At 63.4% G+C, this 16,330-nt stretch carries 13 protein-coding genes and 1 pseudogene; 10 read left to right on the forward strand and 4 right to left on the reverse strand.

Annotated elements, in window-relative coordinates:
- Window positions 1–38 precede the first annotated feature (38 nt).
- Complete coding sequence (fliF, locus tag HWX14_RS27520) at window positions 39–1,673, reverse strand: flagellar basal-body MS-ring/collar protein FliF (protein WP_175885472.1); 1,635 nt, start codon at window positions 1,671–1,673, stop codon at window positions 39–41.
- A gap of 14 nt (window positions 1,674–1,687) precedes the next feature.
- Window positions 1,688–2,008, reverse strand: coding sequence for a flagellar hook-basal body complex protein FliE (fliE, locus tag HWX14_RS27525; RefSeq protein ID WP_175885473.1), 321 nt, complete (start codon window positions 2,006–2,008; stop codon window positions 1,688–1,690).
- Window positions 2,009–2,416: 408 nt separating this feature from the next.
- Between fliE and HWX14_RS27530 the strand changes: the two genes are divergently transcribed.
- From HWX14_RS27530 to HWX14_RS27565, 8 genes are all read left to right on the forward strand, one after another.
- Complete coding sequence (locus HWX14_RS27530; protein WP_175885474.1) at window positions 2,417–3,277, forward strand: flagellin; 861 nt, start codon at window positions 2,417–2,419, stop codon at window positions 3,275–3,277.
- A 148-nt stretch (window positions 3,278–3,425) separates the two neighbouring features.
- Complete coding sequence (locus HWX14_RS27535; protein WP_175885475.1) at window positions 3,426–4,271, forward strand: FliM/FliN family flagellar motor C-terminal domain-containing protein; 846 nt, start codon at window positions 3,426–3,428, stop codon at window positions 4,269–4,271.
- Window positions 4,272–4,278: 7 nt separating this feature from the next.
- On the forward strand, window positions 4,279–4,620 hold the full coding sequence (fliN, locus tag HWX14_RS27540) for a flagellar motor switch protein FliN (protein WP_175885476.1): 342 nt from the start codon (window positions 4,279–4,281) through the stop codon (window positions 4,618–4,620).
- Window positions 4,617–5,372, forward strand: coding sequence for a flagellar type III secretion system pore protein FliP (fliP, locus tag HWX14_RS27545; protein ID WP_175885477.1), 756 nt, complete (start codon window positions 4,617–4,619; stop codon window positions 5,370–5,372). Before fliN ends, fliP begins: the two co-directional genes overlap by 4 nt.
- Complete coding sequence (locus tag HWX14_RS27550; protein WP_279611845.1) at window positions 5,372–5,644, forward strand: flagellar biosynthetic protein FliQ; 273 nt, start codon at window positions 5,372–5,374, stop codon at window positions 5,642–5,644. The genes fliP and HWX14_RS27550 overlap by 1 nt, the downstream gene beginning before the upstream one ends.
- Window positions 5,622–6,449 carry a flagellar biosynthetic protein FliR gene (gene fliR / locus HWX14_RS27555; protein ID WP_244130355.1) on the forward strand — a complete coding sequence of 276 codons (828 nt, stop codon included), beginning with the start codon at window positions 5,622–5,624 and terminating at the stop codon, window positions 6,447–6,449. The genes HWX14_RS27550 and fliR overlap by 23 nt, the downstream gene beginning before the upstream one ends.
- Window positions 6,446–7,582 carry a flagellar type III secretion system protein FlhB gene (locus HWX14_RS27560; protein ID WP_175885478.1) on the forward strand — a complete coding sequence of 379 codons (1,137 nt, stop codon included), beginning with the start codon at window positions 6,446–6,448 and terminating at the stop codon, window positions 7,580–7,582. The genes fliR and HWX14_RS27560 overlap by 4 nt, the downstream gene beginning before the upstream one ends.
- Window positions 7,579–9,672, forward strand: coding sequence for a flagellar biosynthesis protein FlhA (locus HWX14_RS27565; RefSeq protein ID WP_175885479.1), 2,094 nt, complete (start codon window positions 7,579–7,581; stop codon window positions 9,670–9,672). Before HWX14_RS27560 ends, HWX14_RS27565 begins: the two co-directional genes overlap by 4 nt.
- Before the next feature lie 417 nt (window positions 9,673–10,089).
- Here HWX14_RS27565 and HWX14_RS27570 read toward each other — a convergent pair.
- Both HWX14_RS27570 and HWX14_RS27575 read right to left on the reverse strand, forming a co-directional pair.
- Window positions 10,090–10,671 (reverse strand): annotated as a pseudogene (locus HWX14_RS27570) (OmpA family protein); the annotation flags it as partial.
- Window positions 10,672–11,291: 620 nt separating this feature from the next.
- Window positions 11,292–11,492 (reverse strand): hypothetical protein, encoded by a 201-nt coding sequence (locus HWX14_RS27575; RefSeq protein WP_175885480.1) that lies wholly within the window; start codon window positions 11,490–11,492, stop codon window positions 11,292–11,294.
- Between the two features lie 415 nt (window positions 11,493–11,907).
- Between HWX14_RS27575 and HWX14_RS27580 the strand changes: the two genes are divergently transcribed.
- Both HWX14_RS27580 and HWX14_RS27585 read left to right on the forward strand, forming a co-directional pair.
- The gene (locus HWX14_RS27580; protein WP_175885481.1) at window positions 11,908–12,549 is read left to right on the forward strand and encodes a response regulator transcription factor; all 642 of its coding nucleotides are present in this window, start codon (window positions 11,908–11,910) and stop codon (window positions 12,547–12,549) included.
- A 396-nt stretch (window positions 12,550–12,945) separates the two neighbouring features.
- Entirely contained in the window at window positions 12,946–16,320 is a 3,375-nt protein-coding gene (locus HWX14_RS27585) for a transporter substrate-binding domain-containing protein (protein WP_244130356.1), read from the forward strand.
- Window positions 16,321–16,330: the final 10 nt, after the last annotated feature.

Raw genomic sequence — 16,330 nt, forward strand, 5'->3', positions numbered from 1 at the left:
GCAAGGCCGGTGCGGCCGCATCCGCGGTTACGAGTTCGTTAGCGCGTGTGTTCATCGTCGCGAATCCATGGTTTGATGACTTCCGCGACCCGTTCAGGGTCTTGGACGGCCAGATGCTTCAGGTGCTCGATCAATACGTCCACATCGGAACCGATCGGCGGCAGATCGGCATCGGTCAGCAGCAACGGCTGCGTGTCGGCCTCGTGGGCCGGTGCGTCGGCGACCCGGATTCCCGTCTCGCGGGGTGCGGCGTCCGTCGCGTGGACCTGCGGATCACGGGCACCGCCGGCCCAGCCGCGCAACACCTTGAGCAGCGGCCGGAAAACGAACAGGAATCCGAACAGCGTACCCATCGTCCATGTCGCCCACGTTCCCATCGTCACGATGTTGTCGGGCTGCTTCCACCACGGCAGCGATGCTGTTGCCGGCGTTCTGTGGAAATCGAGCGAAGACACCACCAGCGCGTCCTCACGGCCCGCATCGATGCCCACGCCGTTGCGCAGGATCTTGTCGACTTGCGCGAGTTGCTCGGGCGTCCATGCCTTGCCGCCATCCGGCGCCGTGGCGTTGTTCAGCACGACGGCCACGTTGAGACGCTTCACCCGCACGGGGCTGCGCTTGATCTGGACGACATTGCGGTCGTAAGCGTATTGACGCGTCTGTGCATTCCTGGCCGAGTGCGGCGTGTCGGGCGCGCTGGCGGCCGACGGCGGCGCCGGACGGTTCGACAGCGAGCCCGGCACGCCCAGTGCGGCCTGGCCGGTGTCCTTCTCGTCGCGGATCGCTTCCTGCGTGATCTTCGGCGCCTCGCCATATTGCTCGCGCGTTTCTTCCACGCGATCGTGGTCCAGTTCCACGACAACGCTCGCGCGGAAGTTGCCTTCGCCTAGCGTCGGCGTGAGCAACTCGCGAATGTTGCGCAGCGTCAGTTCACGCGTCTGCGCGCCAAGCTCGCCGTCGAGTGCGGCGGAGCCCATCGCCGGGTCGATCCGGGCGGACAGGTGATTGCCCGCCTGGTCGACCACCGTGACGCGAGCCGGGTCCAGGTTGGCCACGCTGCCGGCCACCAGAGCGACGATCGCGGCAATCTGTTCCCTGCTCAGCTTGCAGTTGGGCTTGAGCGTGAGTACCACCGAGGCGGAGCTCTTGTCGCCATCGGAGAGAATGAACGACGCCGATTTGGCAATCGACAGATGCACCCGCGCCGACGCCACCGGGTCGAGCGCGACGATGCTTTGCGTCAGCTCGCCTTCAAGGCCACGGCGAAAGCGCACGTCCTGCACGAACTGGCTCACACCCAGCGGGTCGCTCTTGTCCACCTGTTCCAGCCCTGCGGGCAACTTGGCGACGACGCCCCTGGCTGCCAGCATCATGCGCGCGGCGCCGAGCTTATGCTCGGGCACCAGCACCTGGCCGCTATCGGGATGAATGCGGTACGGAATGCCTTCGGCGTCCAGGGCGGTCATCATGTCGGCAACCGACACGGTTTCCTGGGTGCCGAACAGCGGCTTGTAGCGCGCGTTCTGGTGTTGCATCAGCATCATCGCCAGCGCCGTCAGGCAGATCGCCAGGATGACGATCGGCGCCAGCCTGGACAGCGCCGCGGAAGAAGGCCACCGGAAGCCGCTTTCCGGCACGCATCGCGCGACGAGGGTCTTGATTTGATCGAGCACGTCGGCGGTCCTCGTCAAACCTGCATCTTGATGATGTCGTCAAAAGCGCTCATCAGCTTGTTGCGCACCTGGATCATCGTCGAGAACGACAGGCTCGCCTGTTGGCTGGCGAGCATGGCGCCCACGAGATCGTCGCTCGTGCCCGTTTCCACGGCCGTGACGAGTCCGTCGGCATGGTGTTGTTGCGCATCCGTGTCGTGCACGGCCTGCTTGAGCAGATCGGTGAAGCCGCCCGCGACGTCGGCGGAGCCGGCTGCAGGTTGCGGGTCATCGTTGATGACGGCGGCGGTCTGGCGAATCGAATCGAGCATCGCGCTCGAGAGGTCGACATTCATGGCGGCTTCCAGGTCTGATTGGCTATGGGACCGGATTCTGGAGCGCCCCCTGATGCGGGACGAGAATGTTCAATGGAACATTGATCGTCCCGATAGCGCCGGCTGCGGACGGCCAGTGCCTGCACCGCGCCGTCTTCCACACGCGCAATGCACGTTTTGCGGAATCGGAGGAAGCGGCCGTCGACATGACGGCTTCCGGGCAAGTGCTGACGGGAAACGTATCGACCGCTCCTTCCGCCGACGGAACCCGCTGCGACGGGCAAATTCGGCCGCGTTCCGCATCGCCTTTTTCATCGTTCGCACGATCCGGTTTAACACCGACGCGCCGTCCGCCGTCCTGAGCATACGTGGCCGTCTGACAACCAGGCGGCAGCAGTCACCTCAACCCTCACTCAAGGAGTACGTATCATGCTGAGCCTGCACACCAACGCGGCCGCGATGAACATCCAGAAGGCCATCGGCAACACGCGCAGCGACCTGAACACCACCATGACCCGTCTCGGCACCGGCCTGCGCATCAACTCCGCCAAGGACGACGCCGCCGGCCTGCAGATCGCCGTGCGCCTGCAAGCGCAAACCCGCGGCATGGGCGTGGCCATGCAGAACACCCAGAACGCTTCGTCGATGCTGCAAACCGCCGACGGCGCGATGAACGAAGTGACCAACATCCTGTACCGGATGAAGGATCTGGCCACGCAAGCCGCCGACGGCTCGTCCTCCGCCGACGACAAGACCGCCATGCAGGCCGAATACGACGCGCTGGGCAAGGAACTGTTCAACATCACGTCGAATACGTCGTATGGCGGTGCCAAGCTGATCTCGGAAAATGGCAGCAAGCTGTCCGGCGCGGTCGACTTCCAGATCGGTGCATCGGCGTCGGAAAAGATGACCTTCAACGTCGCGACGGAACTGGGCAAGGTCCACACCGACCTCAAGGCGGCAACCAAGACGTACGGCGACAATACCGCAACCGGTGACGATCTCACCGCGACGGCCAACGCCACCATCGGCCTGCTCGAAACCGCGCTCGACAGCGTCGGCGCACTGCGCTCGGCCATCGGCGCCGGTGAAAACCGCCTTGACCACGTCTACAACAACCTGAGCAACATGTCGATGAACACGACCGACGCCGAGGGCCGCATCATGGATGCCGACATGGCGGCGGAATCGGCCAAGATGAGCTCGCAGCAGGTATTGATGCAAGCCGGGATGGCCATGCTCAAGCAAAGCAGCAGCATGAACCAGATGGTGCTGTCGCTGATCCAGTAAGCGCGACCCGCGGTACGCTGGAATCCGAAACCGGTCCGCCCACGAGGCGGCCCGGTTTTTTTGCGCGTTCAGGATCTGTTCAACCTTTTCCGTTCCGTGGCGCCCCACACCGACAATGGAGCCCATTCTTCAAAACGGAACCGCGAACGTGTCGGCACTTTCCCACTCCTCCCACTACGTCCGGACCGCATCGCCGGTGGTGCTCGATCCGTGCATGCTGGGGCGTCCGTACCATTTGCTCGGCGACGTTCTGCAAGACATCCGGCGTCGGATCGACCACACGTTCCACGAACGGTTCAACCTGCGTCGCGGCACGCAATTCGTCAGCACCCGTATCGCCATCTCGGCGATCATGCCGCGCGACGCCGCTGGCTGGCGCACCTATGTGTCCAGTCACGGCCAGATCGCCGTGCGCTGCGACCGCACGCTGCTGCTGGCGCTGCTGGCCTGCCATTACGACACACCGCTCGATGAAGCGACGTTGGCGGCGCCCGGCCCGGAAACCGGCACGGAGCGCCGCTTTGCCGCGCAACACCATACCGCGCTGCTGGCGGCATTTGCCGCCGTGGCGATCGGCGACCAGGTCGAACCCTTTTCCCCCAGCGCGGACACGCCGCCCGGCCCGGGCGCACGCGTGCTGCGCGTCACCATCGAAGACCGCCCGCGCCAGCTTGCCGGCGATATCGAATTCGCGCTGGACGATACGTGGCTCGATCACCTGTTTGCGCGCCTCGATGCGCAATGCCCGCGTCCGGCGCCGCCGGCTCCGGACGGCGCACCGCCCGGCGTCAGCATCCCCGTCACGTTATCGGTGCGCATGTTGAGCCGGGACATGCTCCTGGACGACCTGCTGCGCATCGCGCCCGGCGACGTGCTGCCCGTGCGCCTGCCCGACACCGCCGACGTGCTCGTCAACGACGTACGCCTTTATCGCGCGGCCGTGGCCGAGCAGCGAGGCGCGCTGTGGATCACCTCTTTCGCATTAGTGGAGTAACCCCGACATGACCTCGACCACCGACTTCGACCTCGCCGCACTGGACGACCTGGACCTGGGCGACGCGCCGCAGGGCCGCACCGAAACCGCCGTGCCCCGCGATCCGCTGCGCATGCTGCGACGCATTCCCGTACGCCTGACGCTGGAAGTCGGCGAAGCCGTCGTGCCGCTGGCCGACCTGCTGTCGTACGAAGCCGGCTCCATGATCGAACTCGATCGCCTGGCCGGCGAGCCGTTGATCATCAAGGTGAACGGCACGTCGATCGGCTCGGCCGAGGTGGTCGTTTCGGGCGACCATTACGGCCTGCGCATCATCGAACTGCACGATCTGAGCTCGCTCGCGACATGAAGGCCCGTGCGCCCATTTCCCGTCTGCCGCGCCTGAGCCTCGCGCTCGCCGCCCTCGCGATGCCCGTGCTCGCCCAGGCGGACACGCTGACGCTCGCGTCCAGCGGCGCCGGCGGCCAGGGCTTCACGGTCAAGACGCAGATTCTCGTCCTGATGACGCTGCTCGGGCTGCTGCCCGCGCTGCTGATGACGATGACGAGCTTCCTGCGCTACGTGATCGTGCTGTCGCTGCTCAAGCAGGCGCTGGGCCTGCAGCAAGGGCTGCCGGCGCGCATCGTCACGGGCGTCGCGCTGGTGCTGACCATGCTGACGATGCGGCCGATCGGCGAGGAGATCTGGCGGCAGGCATTCGTGCCGTATGACCAGGGCAAGATGAGTATGCAGGCCGCGCTCACGACGGCCGAACGACCGCTGTCGCGCTACATGCTTGCGCAGACCAACAAGGCCACGCTCGCCCAGATGGCCAAGCTTTCGGGTACCCAACAGATCGCCGAACCGGAGAAGCAACCGTTCCTGGTCAAGCTGTCGGCCTTCGTGCTCAGTGAACTGAAGACCGCGTTCCAGATCGGCGCCATGCTGTTCATCCCGTTCCTGATCATCGACATCATCGTCGCCTCCGTACTGATGGCGATGGGGATGATGATGCTGTCGCCGCTGGTCATCTCGCTGCCGCTCAAGTTGCTGCTGTTCGTGCTGGTGGACGGGTGGTCGCTCACCGTCAATACCCTCATCACGAGCGTAAAGGCCTACTGATGCTGACCCCCGACCTCGCCGCCAGCCTCGCCGTCGATGCATTGCGCCTCGTGCTCGTCATCCTGCTCGTGCTGATCACGCCCGGCCTGCTCACCGGCGTGCTGGTCGCCGTCTTCCAGGCCGCCACGCAGATCAACGAGCAGACGATGAGCTTTCTGCCGCGCCTCGTCACGACGCTCGTCGCGCTCGCGCTGGCCGGCCCTTGGGTGGCCGATCGCGTGATGCGCTACACGGTCGGGATCTTCGGACATGCCGCCCGACTGGCGGGTTGACCGGACCATGGAAGACGTCCTCGCCCAACTTCTGCCGGTCGCGAACACGATCTTCTGGCCGTTCTGCCGGATCGCCGCCGCACTGGCCGCATCGCCGGTTCTGGGCGAGCTGATGGTGCCGATGCGCATGCGCCTGCTGATCGCGCTCGTCCTCGCGCTGGTCGTGCAGCCCGGCATCCCGGCGCCGCCTGCCATCGACCCGCTGTCGCTCGAGGGCATTGCGGCGATGATGGAGCAGGTGTTGATCGGCGGCCTGCTCGGCTTCATGTTCCATCTCGTACTGTCCGTGCTGCAGATTTTCGGCACCGTCGCGTCGTCGCAGATGGGCCTGTCGATGGCGCAAATCAACGACCCGATGAACGGCCAGATGGCCGACGTGCTCACCGGCGTGATGTACGTGGTGTTCATCCTGCTGTTCTTCGCGGTGGATGGCCACCTGATCCTCACGCATGTGCTGGCGCGCAGTTTCGCGGTGTGGCCGGTCGGCCGCTTCGCCTTCGATCTCGATGCGCTCAAGCACCTCGCATTCGCGGTGGGCTGGATTTTCTCCGCCGCCGTCGCCCTGGCGCTGCCGGTGATGTTCGCCACGCTGGTGGTGCAGGCCGGCCTTGGCCTGCTCAATCGCGCGGCGCCGGCACTGAACCTGTTCGCGCTGGGGTTTTCGGTCACGACTATGTTCGGACTGTTGCTGCTGACGCTCCTGTTGCCGTCGCTGCCGGATCACTACGCCCGCATGGTCGAGCACGTACTGGAAATCTACGATCGACTCGCCCCGCCCCCCGTTGGCGGCAAGGAGGCGCGGTGAGCCAGCCACACACCGGCGACAAGACCGAAAAGGCCTCCCCGCAAAAACTGCGCAAGAGCAGACAGGAAGGCCAGGTCGCGCGCTCCCGCGATATCGGGACGGCCGTGGGGATTCTCGTCTCCCTCAAGCTGATCATCGTGCTGGCACCGGGCTGGCTGATCGAATTCAAGCGCATCTTCGCCCTGTCGTTCGCCGATCTGTCCGGCGACGGCCCGCTCGGCAACGCGGGCTCGATGCTGTTTCCGGCCGCGCTCCTGCTGACGGGCAAGATGCTGGCGCCGCTGGCCGCCGTGCCGGCGGGTATCGTCGTCGCGTCGCTGGTGCCGGGCGGCTGGGTCATGAGCCACAAGAACATCGTCCCCAAGGGCAGCCGCATGAATCCCGTTGCGGGGCTCAGGCGCCTGGTCTCCGGCAAGCATTACATGCAGTTCGGCACGACGGTGCTCAAGGCCGTCACGTTGATGGCGACCCTCTTCATCGTCTGCCGCGCGAACCTGCAGGACTTCATCCGCCTGCAAGGCGCACCGCTCATGGACGCGTTGATCGGCGGTGCGGACCTTTTCCTGACTTCCGCGCTCACGCTGGCGGGCGTCATGGCCGTGTTCGCGCTGATCGACCTGCCGGCGCAATGGATCATCTTCATGCGCGGACAGCGGATGAGCAAGCGCGACATCAAGGACGAGATGAAGCAGTCCGAAGGCAAGCCCGAGGTCAAGAGCCGGATCCGCCAGATCCAGCGCCAACTCGCGCGTCAGGGCATCCGCAAGATGGTACCGACCGCCGACGTGGTCGTGATGAATCCCACCCACTACGCCGTCGCGCTCAAGTACGACGAGACGCGTGCGCAGGCGCCGTACGTGGTGGCCAAGGGTATCGACGAAGTCGCGCTGTTCATTCGCGAGGTGGCTCGGGAGCACGGCGTGGACGTGCTCGAACTGCCGCCGCTGGCTCGCGCGATCTACCACACCAGCCAGGTCAATCAGCAGATTCCGGCCGCGCTGTATCGCGCGGTGGCGCAGGTGCTGTCCTACGTGCTGCAGATCAAGGCGTTCCGCAGCGGCAAGAGCGGCATGTCGCCGTCCCTGCCCACCGGCTTCAACATTCCTGAACATTTGCAAAAGGCCCAATCATGACGAACGTGACCGACCTGCTCAAGCGCGTGAAGTTCGCCGCGCCGCTCGCACTGTTCGCCATCCTCGCGATGGTGATCCTGCCGCTGCCGCCGCTCGCGCTGGACATCATGTTCACGTTCAACATCGTGCTGTCCATCGTGGTGGTGATGGTGGCCGTGACCGTCAGGCGGCCGCTGGATTTCTCGGCCTTCCCCACCATCATCCTGGCCGCCACGCTGATGCGGCTGACGCTGAACGTCGCGTCCACGCGCGTGGTGCTGCTCAACGGCCATTCGGGCGCCAGCGCGGCCGGACAGGTGATCGAATCGTTCGCCAACGTGGTGATCGGCAGCAACTTCGTGGTCGGCCTGGTCGTGTTCGTGATCCTGATGATCATCAACTTCGTGGTGGTCACCAAGGGCGCGGAACGCATTTCGGAAGTGTCGGCGCGCTTTACGCTCGACGCGTTGCCCGGAAAACAGATGGCCATCGACGCCGACCTGAACGCCGGCGTCATCACGCAAGAGCAGGCCCAGCAGCGCCGCAAGGACGTCACGACCGAAGCCGACTTCTACGGCGCAATGGACGGCGCATCGAAGTTCGTGCGCGGCGATGCCGTGGCCGGCATCCTGATCCTCGTCATCAACCTGATCGGCGGCGTGGTCATCGGCGTGATGATGCACGGCCTGCCCACCGGCGAAGCTTTCCACAAGTATGCGCTGCTGGCCATCGGTGACGGCCTGGTCGCGCAGATTCCGGCGCTGCTGCTGTCGGCCGCGGCCGCCGTCATCGTCACCCGCATCAACGATTCCCGTGACTTCGAAGAACAGGTCGGCCAGCAGTTGCTGGCGTCGCCGACGGTCCTGTTCAGCGCCGCCGCGTTGATGGCCGCACTGGGCCTGATCCCGGGGATGCCCACGCTGGTGTTCGTGTGCTTCGCCGCGGTGCTCGGTTACGTCGGCTACCGGATGGCGCGACGCCCGTCGCGCGCGCAAGCGGCGAGCGCGGAAGCAACCGCCCGCGCCGTCGAAGCCACGCTCGTCGAACCGGGCGACGAATCGCTCGACTGGAGCAGCCTCCCGTATGTCGATGCACTGTCGGTATCGCTCGGCTACAAGCTGGTGGACATGGTGGACCGTGCGCAAGGCGCCCCGCTCGTGCGGCGCCTGCAGGGCACCCGGCAAAATCTGTCCGAACAGCTCGGCTTCCTGCTTCCGGCCATCGGCGCGCGCGACGACATGAGCCTGTCCCCCGCCGGGTACGCCATCACGCTCAACGGCACCGCGCTGGCCCACGCACAAGTACAGCCTGGCAAGCTGATGGCCATTCCATCGGCCACCGTCTACGGCGAGCTCGACGGCACGCCCGGCGTCGATCCCGCCTACGGAATGCCCGTCACGTGGATCGAGCCGGACCAGAGAGCGGACGCACTCGGCTTCGGTTACCAGGTTGTCGATTGCGCAACGGTCATCGCAACGCACATGGCCAAGCTGATGCGCGAAAACCTGCCCGAGCTGTTCAGCTACGACAACGTAACCGCGCTCATCGACCGCCTGACGAGCATTGCCCCGGCACTGGCCGATGCGCTGGGTAAATCACTCACGCACAGCCAGTTGCGAAAGGTATTCCGCGCGCTCCTGACCGAGCACGTGTCCATCAAGGACATTGAAAGCGTGGCTGCCACGCTGGTGGACGCCGCCGAAACGACCAAGGACCCGCTGCTGCTCGTGGCCGAAGTCCGTTGCGCGCTGCGCCGTCAGATCGTCGCCGGGCTAGGTATCCAGCAGGCGGCACTGAAAGGCTTCAGCCTGACGGCGGAACTCGAGAACATCCTGCTCGGCGCACTGAGCCGGGCCGAACAATCGGGCACGCGTGCGCCGCTGGACAACTTTCCGGTCGAGCCGAACGTGCTCTCGCAACTGCAGACGCACATGCCGGCCGTGGTCGAGCAGATGAAACAGATGGGTACGGCCCCCGTGCTGATGGTGGTGCCGCGTATCCGGCCGATGCTGGCGCGCTACGCCAGGCTGTTCTCGCCAGGCCTGACAGTGCTGTCGTACAACGAGATCCCCGAAAACAAGGAAGTCAGCATCGTCGGATCGCTGGGTTGAGTCGGGTGTTCCCGCCTGACAACCCACGCCCGGCTGAGCCCGCCCCGTGCTTCGGCAGTCCGACGGGGATTTCAGCGACCGCTGTTCATCGGCGTTCCTGAGCCGGGCATCCCGTGCAGGGCTGCATGCGGCAAACGTGACACGCAAATGGAACACAAAAAAACCTCGCTCCTGAAATAGCGAGCGAGGAAAACTCCATCGAGATTCAGAGGCTGAAACCCCGGATTCCAGCCTCTGAACCAATTTCTCACCGCAGGCACTCCGCCGCAATCAGCGCAGTCCTATTTTTTTATAGGCGCAATCCAGGCCTGAAATGACGCCGGGCCTCCGGGACTGTCGCCGGCTTGTGGAAAGCTGGCGAGCTTCGACGTAGCAAACGGTGCGAATGCCGGCCTCGCCGTGAAACGGCATCGGAAAGACGCGGCGGTCGGTCGCGCGCCCCTCGGCCGTCGCGTTGGACGCGACAGGATCGGCACTGCGGCGGCCCGTGACCGACATCGATTGCACCTTCGGCCCGTGCGCTTTCAGATAGCCCGCGACGACTTCCGCGCGGCGCTTCGACAGCGCACGGTTCGATGCGTCGCTGCCGACCGAATCCGTATGGCCGGTGATCACCACTCCCGTATACGTACGGTCTTCACGTCCGCTCAGCAGCTTGTCGAGCGAGGCACGGGCCGCGGTCGTCAGCGTGACCAGACCGGTCGCGAACAGCATGTCGCCGACGAGGTGCACCTGTTCGGCTGCAAGAGCGGCGGTCGACATGGCCCCACACTGAAGCAGCAGCGACGTGGGGGGCGAGCCGTCGCGTGGCGTGCGGGCCGAATTCACGGCGTGCACCGGCTGGTCGCCGCAGACCTTGCGGGCGATCTTCATGCAGATCTGCGGGTCCGACAGGAAGCCGTGGCAGTTCACCTGGAACGTGCGTCCGCGGTCGCGCGGCTGCAGTTCGGATACGCTGTAGGTCGGGCCGGATGCAGTCGAGCACCCGGCGCGGCCCATTGCGGAAAGTGATCCGGACACAGCAATCTGCCCCTCTCCCTTCTACCGAGAATTGCTCGATGCATTTTATTCATCCCCATAACATCAAATAAAATAATTCATCTTTTAATATAAAATACAACATCACCCTGTAAAATAGACGAATTGGATGCTTTCCTTGATTTTTTACACAACAAGATTCCCACCCGATTCTCGTAAACCGGAATTTTCCAGATAGCTTCGTGATTCATCCGCGAGCCTTGTCAAGCAGCCAGGTCTGAAAATGATTTCCAGCCTCGAGGCTGCCGAAAGTGGCACCCGTCGAGTTCGACGTACTCGCGCGTACCCAGCGCACCTGCTCGAGCAGGCCCGCGGGCACGAGCGATTGCGCCACCATCGGACGTTGTCTCGCTGAGTGTGAAACTGAAGTGCGAAGGCCCGCGACCGAGCACGGCTCGTGAAACCGAATTCCACTGCAATTGTGTTCGCGTATTTACTTCCGCGCCGATGTTTCAGTGCCTGGTAGGCCGCGTCGATGTGCTTGTTGCGGATGAGCGCACTCACCAATGGGGCGTTTCAGGACGCCGATGGCTACCTCAAGGAGGTGAGCATGGGTAGCGACCGAATCTCCGCAGGCACCGTCAACGAGGCGTGAAATTTTCATCCAGCCGCGCCAACGTTACGTCATCGCCGTTCACGACAGAGGCGATGAGAGATGCACTCAGCAACAAGAATTCCGAGGCGGGGTACCCCAGTTTCTGCGCGGCCGACTCGACATGACGATAGTCACCGTCATGCATTTCCACGACGACCACCCTGCTTTCCACCTGATCTTTTCTCATTGTCCCTCCCGTTCACTGACTTGGCAGGCTCGCTTCACTTGCCGGTGCCGTGTCGTCAAGTCGCGATCGATCCGCTGCTCGTTATCTGGTTTTTTAACTTACTCAACCCATTCCCCAAGGTCTTCTCCGACACCACCTTGGGCCGAAATCCCCCAAAAACTGGCCGTAAGGATCAGCATTCTCATTGCCGCCACTCTCACCACCATCTCCAATAAAAAAACAAATATCGGTGATTAAATATCTTAAAATAATTTCATATTTACTCGAAACTCTACACCGATCCGGCCATTGGAAAAATCAGCCAATTCTTATTTTTAAGTGTAAACCTTAGGCGCAATCTGGTTTTTTGCCTTGACCATCATAGTCATCCTGCCGCTTGATACACTCGCCGAAATAAATTTTGGGGATTCTGAAAATGGCTTGGCGCGTTGTGCTCGCAGACGACCATCCGATCATGTTGCTCGGCTGTCGCCTTTTGATCGAGCAGAATGGCATGGAGGTCGTGGGAGAGGCTCGTGACTCCAGTGAGTTGATGACGATCCTGGCACACGTCGCTTGCGACGTCGTGATTACGGATTTCTCGATGCCGAACACCGGACGTGCGGACGGATTGACAATGCTATCGGCCATTCGACGAGAACACGCAGCCTTACCCGTCATCGTGCTCACGAACATGGCGAATGCCGGTTTGTTGCGCGCGATGTTGAGCGAAGGCGTCCTGGGAATCGTGGAAAAAGGAGCGGAAAAAAATGAACTGTTCGCTGCCGTTCGCACCGCCCTGAGAGGCGCGATCTACATCAGCGCCAAGCTGCAGCGCGAATTGACGATGCTTGGACTGACCGAGACGGAAAGCCAACGGGCCGCGAATCTGACGCCCCGGGAGCTGGAAGTGCTGCGCCTCCTTGCCAGCGGTAAATCGCCGACGGAAGTCGGCGAGATGCTGCATCGGACCATCAAGACGGTCAGTTGGGCCAAGATATCGGCGAAGCGCAAGCTCGGGCTCAAAAGCGATGCCGAGCTCTATGAGTACGTCGTCAGTCTCGGACTCAATGGCTGACACGGCCTGCCTGGCCGCGGCCGCGGCCGGGCATCACGGATAGCCCCGACTCAAGCGCCGTGCCCGCCCAAACGACAGGGCTCACGGCGAAATCAGCTGAAATGTGCGCGCCGCATAGGCCGCAGCATCGCAACCCACCGCGCACGGTACGTCATTTTGAAAAACACCTTTTGGGTCAGCATCCGGTTGAGCTGCGTCATTGCCATAGCAGTCCTGACTACGTGCCCGATCGATTCCGTCACGGCTGAAAGCACGGACGCTTCGATGCCCCGGTTGACGCAACCCTGGCCGACGGAGCCGGCAGCACAGGCACGCGTTCGCGGCACGGCCGGTGGTTTAACGCTCACACCTGACGAGCGCAGTTGGCTCGCCTCGCTTCCCCCGATCAAACTAGGCATGGACCCGGAATGGGCGCCCATTGCCTATCTCGACGCCGACGATCGCCCGAGCGGCATCGTTGCGGACTATCTGGCCCATATTTCGGCATCGCTCGGCATTCGCTTTGCCCTCGTGAAAACGACGTCTTGGGCGGAAACCCTGTCGCTCGCGCAATCGGGCCAGCTGGATGCCGCCGCACCCGTCAATACGCCAGCCAACCGTGACGAGGTCCTGCTCTATAGCGCTCCGTTCATCACCCTCCCCGACGTCATCGTCACCCGCCCTCACGCGTCGCCGCAAGGCATCGTCGATCTTGCCGGCCGCCGGATCGTCATTTCAGATCCCAGCGAGCTTCCCGCGACGGTACGGCAACAGATGCCCGGTGCCGACATTACCGTGACCGCGAACGCCTATCAAGCGATGAAGGCCGTGGAGGAGGGGCGTGCCGACGCCTATGTCGGCAACGCCGCGATTGTCGATTTCAACATCCGCAACTACTTCCCCGGCGTTCTCAAAATCGTGTCTCCGGCCGATCTCGACAGCCGGCTGAGTATTGCAGTCAACCGCCGCTACGATCGATTGCTTCCGCTGATCAATCGCGCGATTGCCGCGATCCCGAAAAAGGAACGGCAACGCATTCGCAGCCGGTGGTTGTGGCCGCGCTATTCGGCCGGCCTGCCATGGAAAACGTTCGAGCTCGTGTTGCTTGGCGCCGCGCTCGTACTGGCGACTGTCATCACCGCCTACGTCCGGCTGCGCCACGAGGTTCGCCAGCGGCTGGCGATCGAGCATGAGCTGGCCGATCAGCTCAGCTTTCGCGAAGCGCTGATGGAGTCGCTTCCGTACCCGTTGGTCGCCAAAGACAGCGCGAACCGATATATCGCGCTCAACCGCGCTTATGAAACCGCATTCTCGGTGAAGCGTGAGGAGCTGATCGGCAAGACGATGCTCGAGGCTTCGCCGCTGGAACCCGCATGGAGTACCCATATCCACGCAATGAGCGAGCAGGTTCAGGATCAGCAGCACCCGCATCACGCCGAGGTCAACCTGATGGATCGCGACCAGAAGCAGCGCTCCTGGCTGTACTGGATGCATCCGTTCCAGTTGCCGAGCGGAAAACCGGGCGGCCTTCTGGTCACGCTGGTCGACGTCACGACCATTCGCGATGCGGAACAGCGCGCACGCGCACTGGACCAACGACTGAGGCGCGTGACCGCTCATCTTCCAGCGGTCGTCTTCGAACTGCGACGCACCCCCGACGGCGCGCTACGTTTTCCTTATGTGGGAGGCAATACGCACGCCATGTGGGATCTGGATGCGCAGACGATGGAAGCCGATGCGCTGAATGCGCTTTCGCGGGTTCACCCGGATGACCGCCCCCTCATCAGATCGGCAGTCAAGTATTCGGCGCTGACCATGAAACCGGTCTCCATCGACTTTCGCTGTCTTTCCCATGGCCGGGAGCGCTGGCTTCATACGGAAGCGACGCCGCAAACCGAGCACGACGGGACGATCTTCTGGAGCGGCGTGTGGTCGGATGTCACCCACGCCAAGGCGCAAGCCGGAGAACTGGCCCGCGCCAAAGAAGCCGCCGAAATAGCCGCGGCGTCAAAATCGAGATTCCTGGCCACCATGAGCCATGAGATACGCACGCCGATGAACGGGATCATCGGCATGCTCGAGCTGCTGCGCCACGAATCGTTGGGCACCAAGCAGCAGCGCATGCTTCACATGATCGGGGAATCCGCGTTGACCTTGATGCAGATTCTCGACGACGTACTCGATTTCTCGAAGATCGATGCCGGACAGCTGGAGATCGTGGCCGAGCCGACCGACCTGCGCGCGCTTCTGGACGGCGTCAGCTCCGTCGCCGCTACGCTGGCCCACGACAAGGGCCTCATCGTTCGCAATTTCGTCAGCCACCGGCTTGCTGCCGAGCTGGAGATCGACGGCCTGCGTCTTCGCCAGATTCTCTTCAACCTGGTGAGCAACGCCATCAAATTCACGGAAAACGGAGAGGTCGGCATCAGCATCGAGGTCATCGACCATCGCAATGCGTGCCAGCGCGTTCGCTTCACGGTCCACGATACCGGCATCGGCATCACGCCGGCGCAACTGCAATGCCTGTTCGCGCCGTTCGCTCAGGCCGACACGTCGATCGCACGCCGCTTCGGTGGCACGGGCCTCGGATTGGCCATCTGCAAACGCCTGGTCGAGCTGATGCAGGGTGTCATCCGCATTGAAAGCATTCCGTGCGTCGGTACGCGGGTCATCGTCGAATTCGACCTGAACGTCCACCTCCTTGCTCGCCCCACGCCACTGACCGGAAAGCGGGCCGGTATCGTTCTACCCGACATGGCGCTCGCCACCGCGCTACGCGAACTTCTGGTCCCGCTTGGCGTCGTCGTGACGGGGCCCGCCTCGCAGGCGGACATCCACTTCGTCGATGAAAGCCGGCTCGACGAGATCCGCGACAACCGGCCCGTGATCGGGCTCACGGACGAGCCCATCCCCACGGGCTACGAGGTCGGGCCTGACGGCATATGTCGACTCAGCCACAATCCGCTGACCTACGCCGCGGTCGAAGCACTATGCCTTCATGTCGCCGGCGCACCGCGATCCGCCCAGGCCGAGACCCGTCTGCCATCGATCGAACTTCCATCGTCCGGCATTCGAATTCTCGTCGTCGACGATCATCCGATCAACCGCGTCGTCATCGAGGCACAACTCGACCGGCTCGGCTATACCGCCATCGCGGTTTCCAACGGCATGGACGCACTGCGCGTACTGGACGATACCGATATCGCCCTGGTACTCAGCGATTGCGCGATGCCGGACATGGACGGTTACGAGTTGGCGAAACGCATCCGTTCCCGGGAAAACCCATCGCGGCATATTCCCATTCTTGCGTTGACGGCCAACGCATTGCCCGACGAAGCGACCCGATGCGCGGAAGCCGGCATGGACGGCCTGCTCGTCAAGCCGACGACGCTGGCCGTGCTGCGCGAGCAGCTTGCGCGCTGGACCGCGATGTCGCCCGGCCCGACACGGACGGACGTCACGGCCCGGCCCGGCCCGCCTTTCTCGCTCGAAGAAACAGCGCACTGGCCGACGTTGATCCGGGGCTTCCTGATCGAGACCACGAAGGATATTGCTTTCCTGCAGACCGCAGTACGAAGCGGCAACGCGATAGCAGCGGCCGAGCGTATTCATCGCATCGCCGGCGCCAGCAAATTGTTCGGCCCGGACGTTCTGGCCGACGACGGCGAGCGCCTGTCAGCACGACTTCGACTGAATGGCCTGCCGGGCCAGGAGGCGGCACTGGCAGCCTTTTGCGCACAAGTCGAGCAACTGGCCGCCCGACTCGACACGTTGCTGACAGGCACCGCGTGAATCCTGGCGT

The organism is Burkholderia sp. BCC0044 (genome assembly GCF_902832955.1).
Classification (GTDB): Bacteria; Pseudomonadota; Gammaproteobacteria; order Burkholderiales; family Burkholderiaceae; genus Burkholderia.

What these genes read in the sequence shown, in the direction of transcription:
- fliE (WP_175885473.1), bottom strand. Translation starts at nt 2,008, where the DNA reads ATGAATGTCGACCTCTCGAGCGCGATGCTCGATTCGATTCGCCAGACC.
- HWX14_RS27530 (WP_175885474.1), top strand. Translation starts at nt 2,417, where the DNA reads ATGCTGAGCCTGCACACCAACGCGGCCGCGATGAACATCCAGAAGGCC.
- fliN (WP_175885476.1), top strand. Translation starts at nt 4,279, where the DNA reads ATGACCTCGACCACCGACTTCGACCTCGCCGCACTGGACGACCTGGAC.
- fliP (WP_175885477.1), top strand. Translation starts at nt 4,617, where the DNA reads ATGAAGGCCCGTGCGCCCATTTCCCGTCTGCCGCGCCTGAGCCTCGCG.
- HWX14_RS27550 (WP_279611845.1), top strand. Translation starts at nt 5,372, where the DNA reads ATGCTGACCCCCGACCTCGCCGCCAGCCTCGCCGTCGATGCATTGCGC.
- fliR (WP_244130355.1), top strand. Translation starts at nt 5,622, where the DNA reads ATGCCGCCCGACTGGCGGGTTGACCGGACCATGGAAGACGTCCTCGCC.
- HWX14_RS27565 (WP_175885479.1), top strand. Translation starts at nt 7,579, where the DNA reads ATGACGAACGTGACCGACCTGCTCAAGCGCGTGAAGTTCGCCGCGCCG.
- HWX14_RS27575 (WP_175885480.1), bottom strand. Translation starts at nt 11,492, where the DNA reads ATGAGAAAAGATCAGGTGGAAAGCAGGGTGGTCGTCGTGGAAATGCAT.
- HWX14_RS27580 (WP_175885481.1), top strand. Translation starts at nt 11,908, where the DNA reads ATGGCTTGGCGCGTTGTGCTCGCAGACGACCATCCGATCATGTTGCTC.
- HWX14_RS27585 (WP_244130356.1), top strand. Translation starts at nt 12,946, where the DNA reads ATGGACCCGGAATGGGCGCCCATTGCCTATCTCGACGCCGACGATCGC.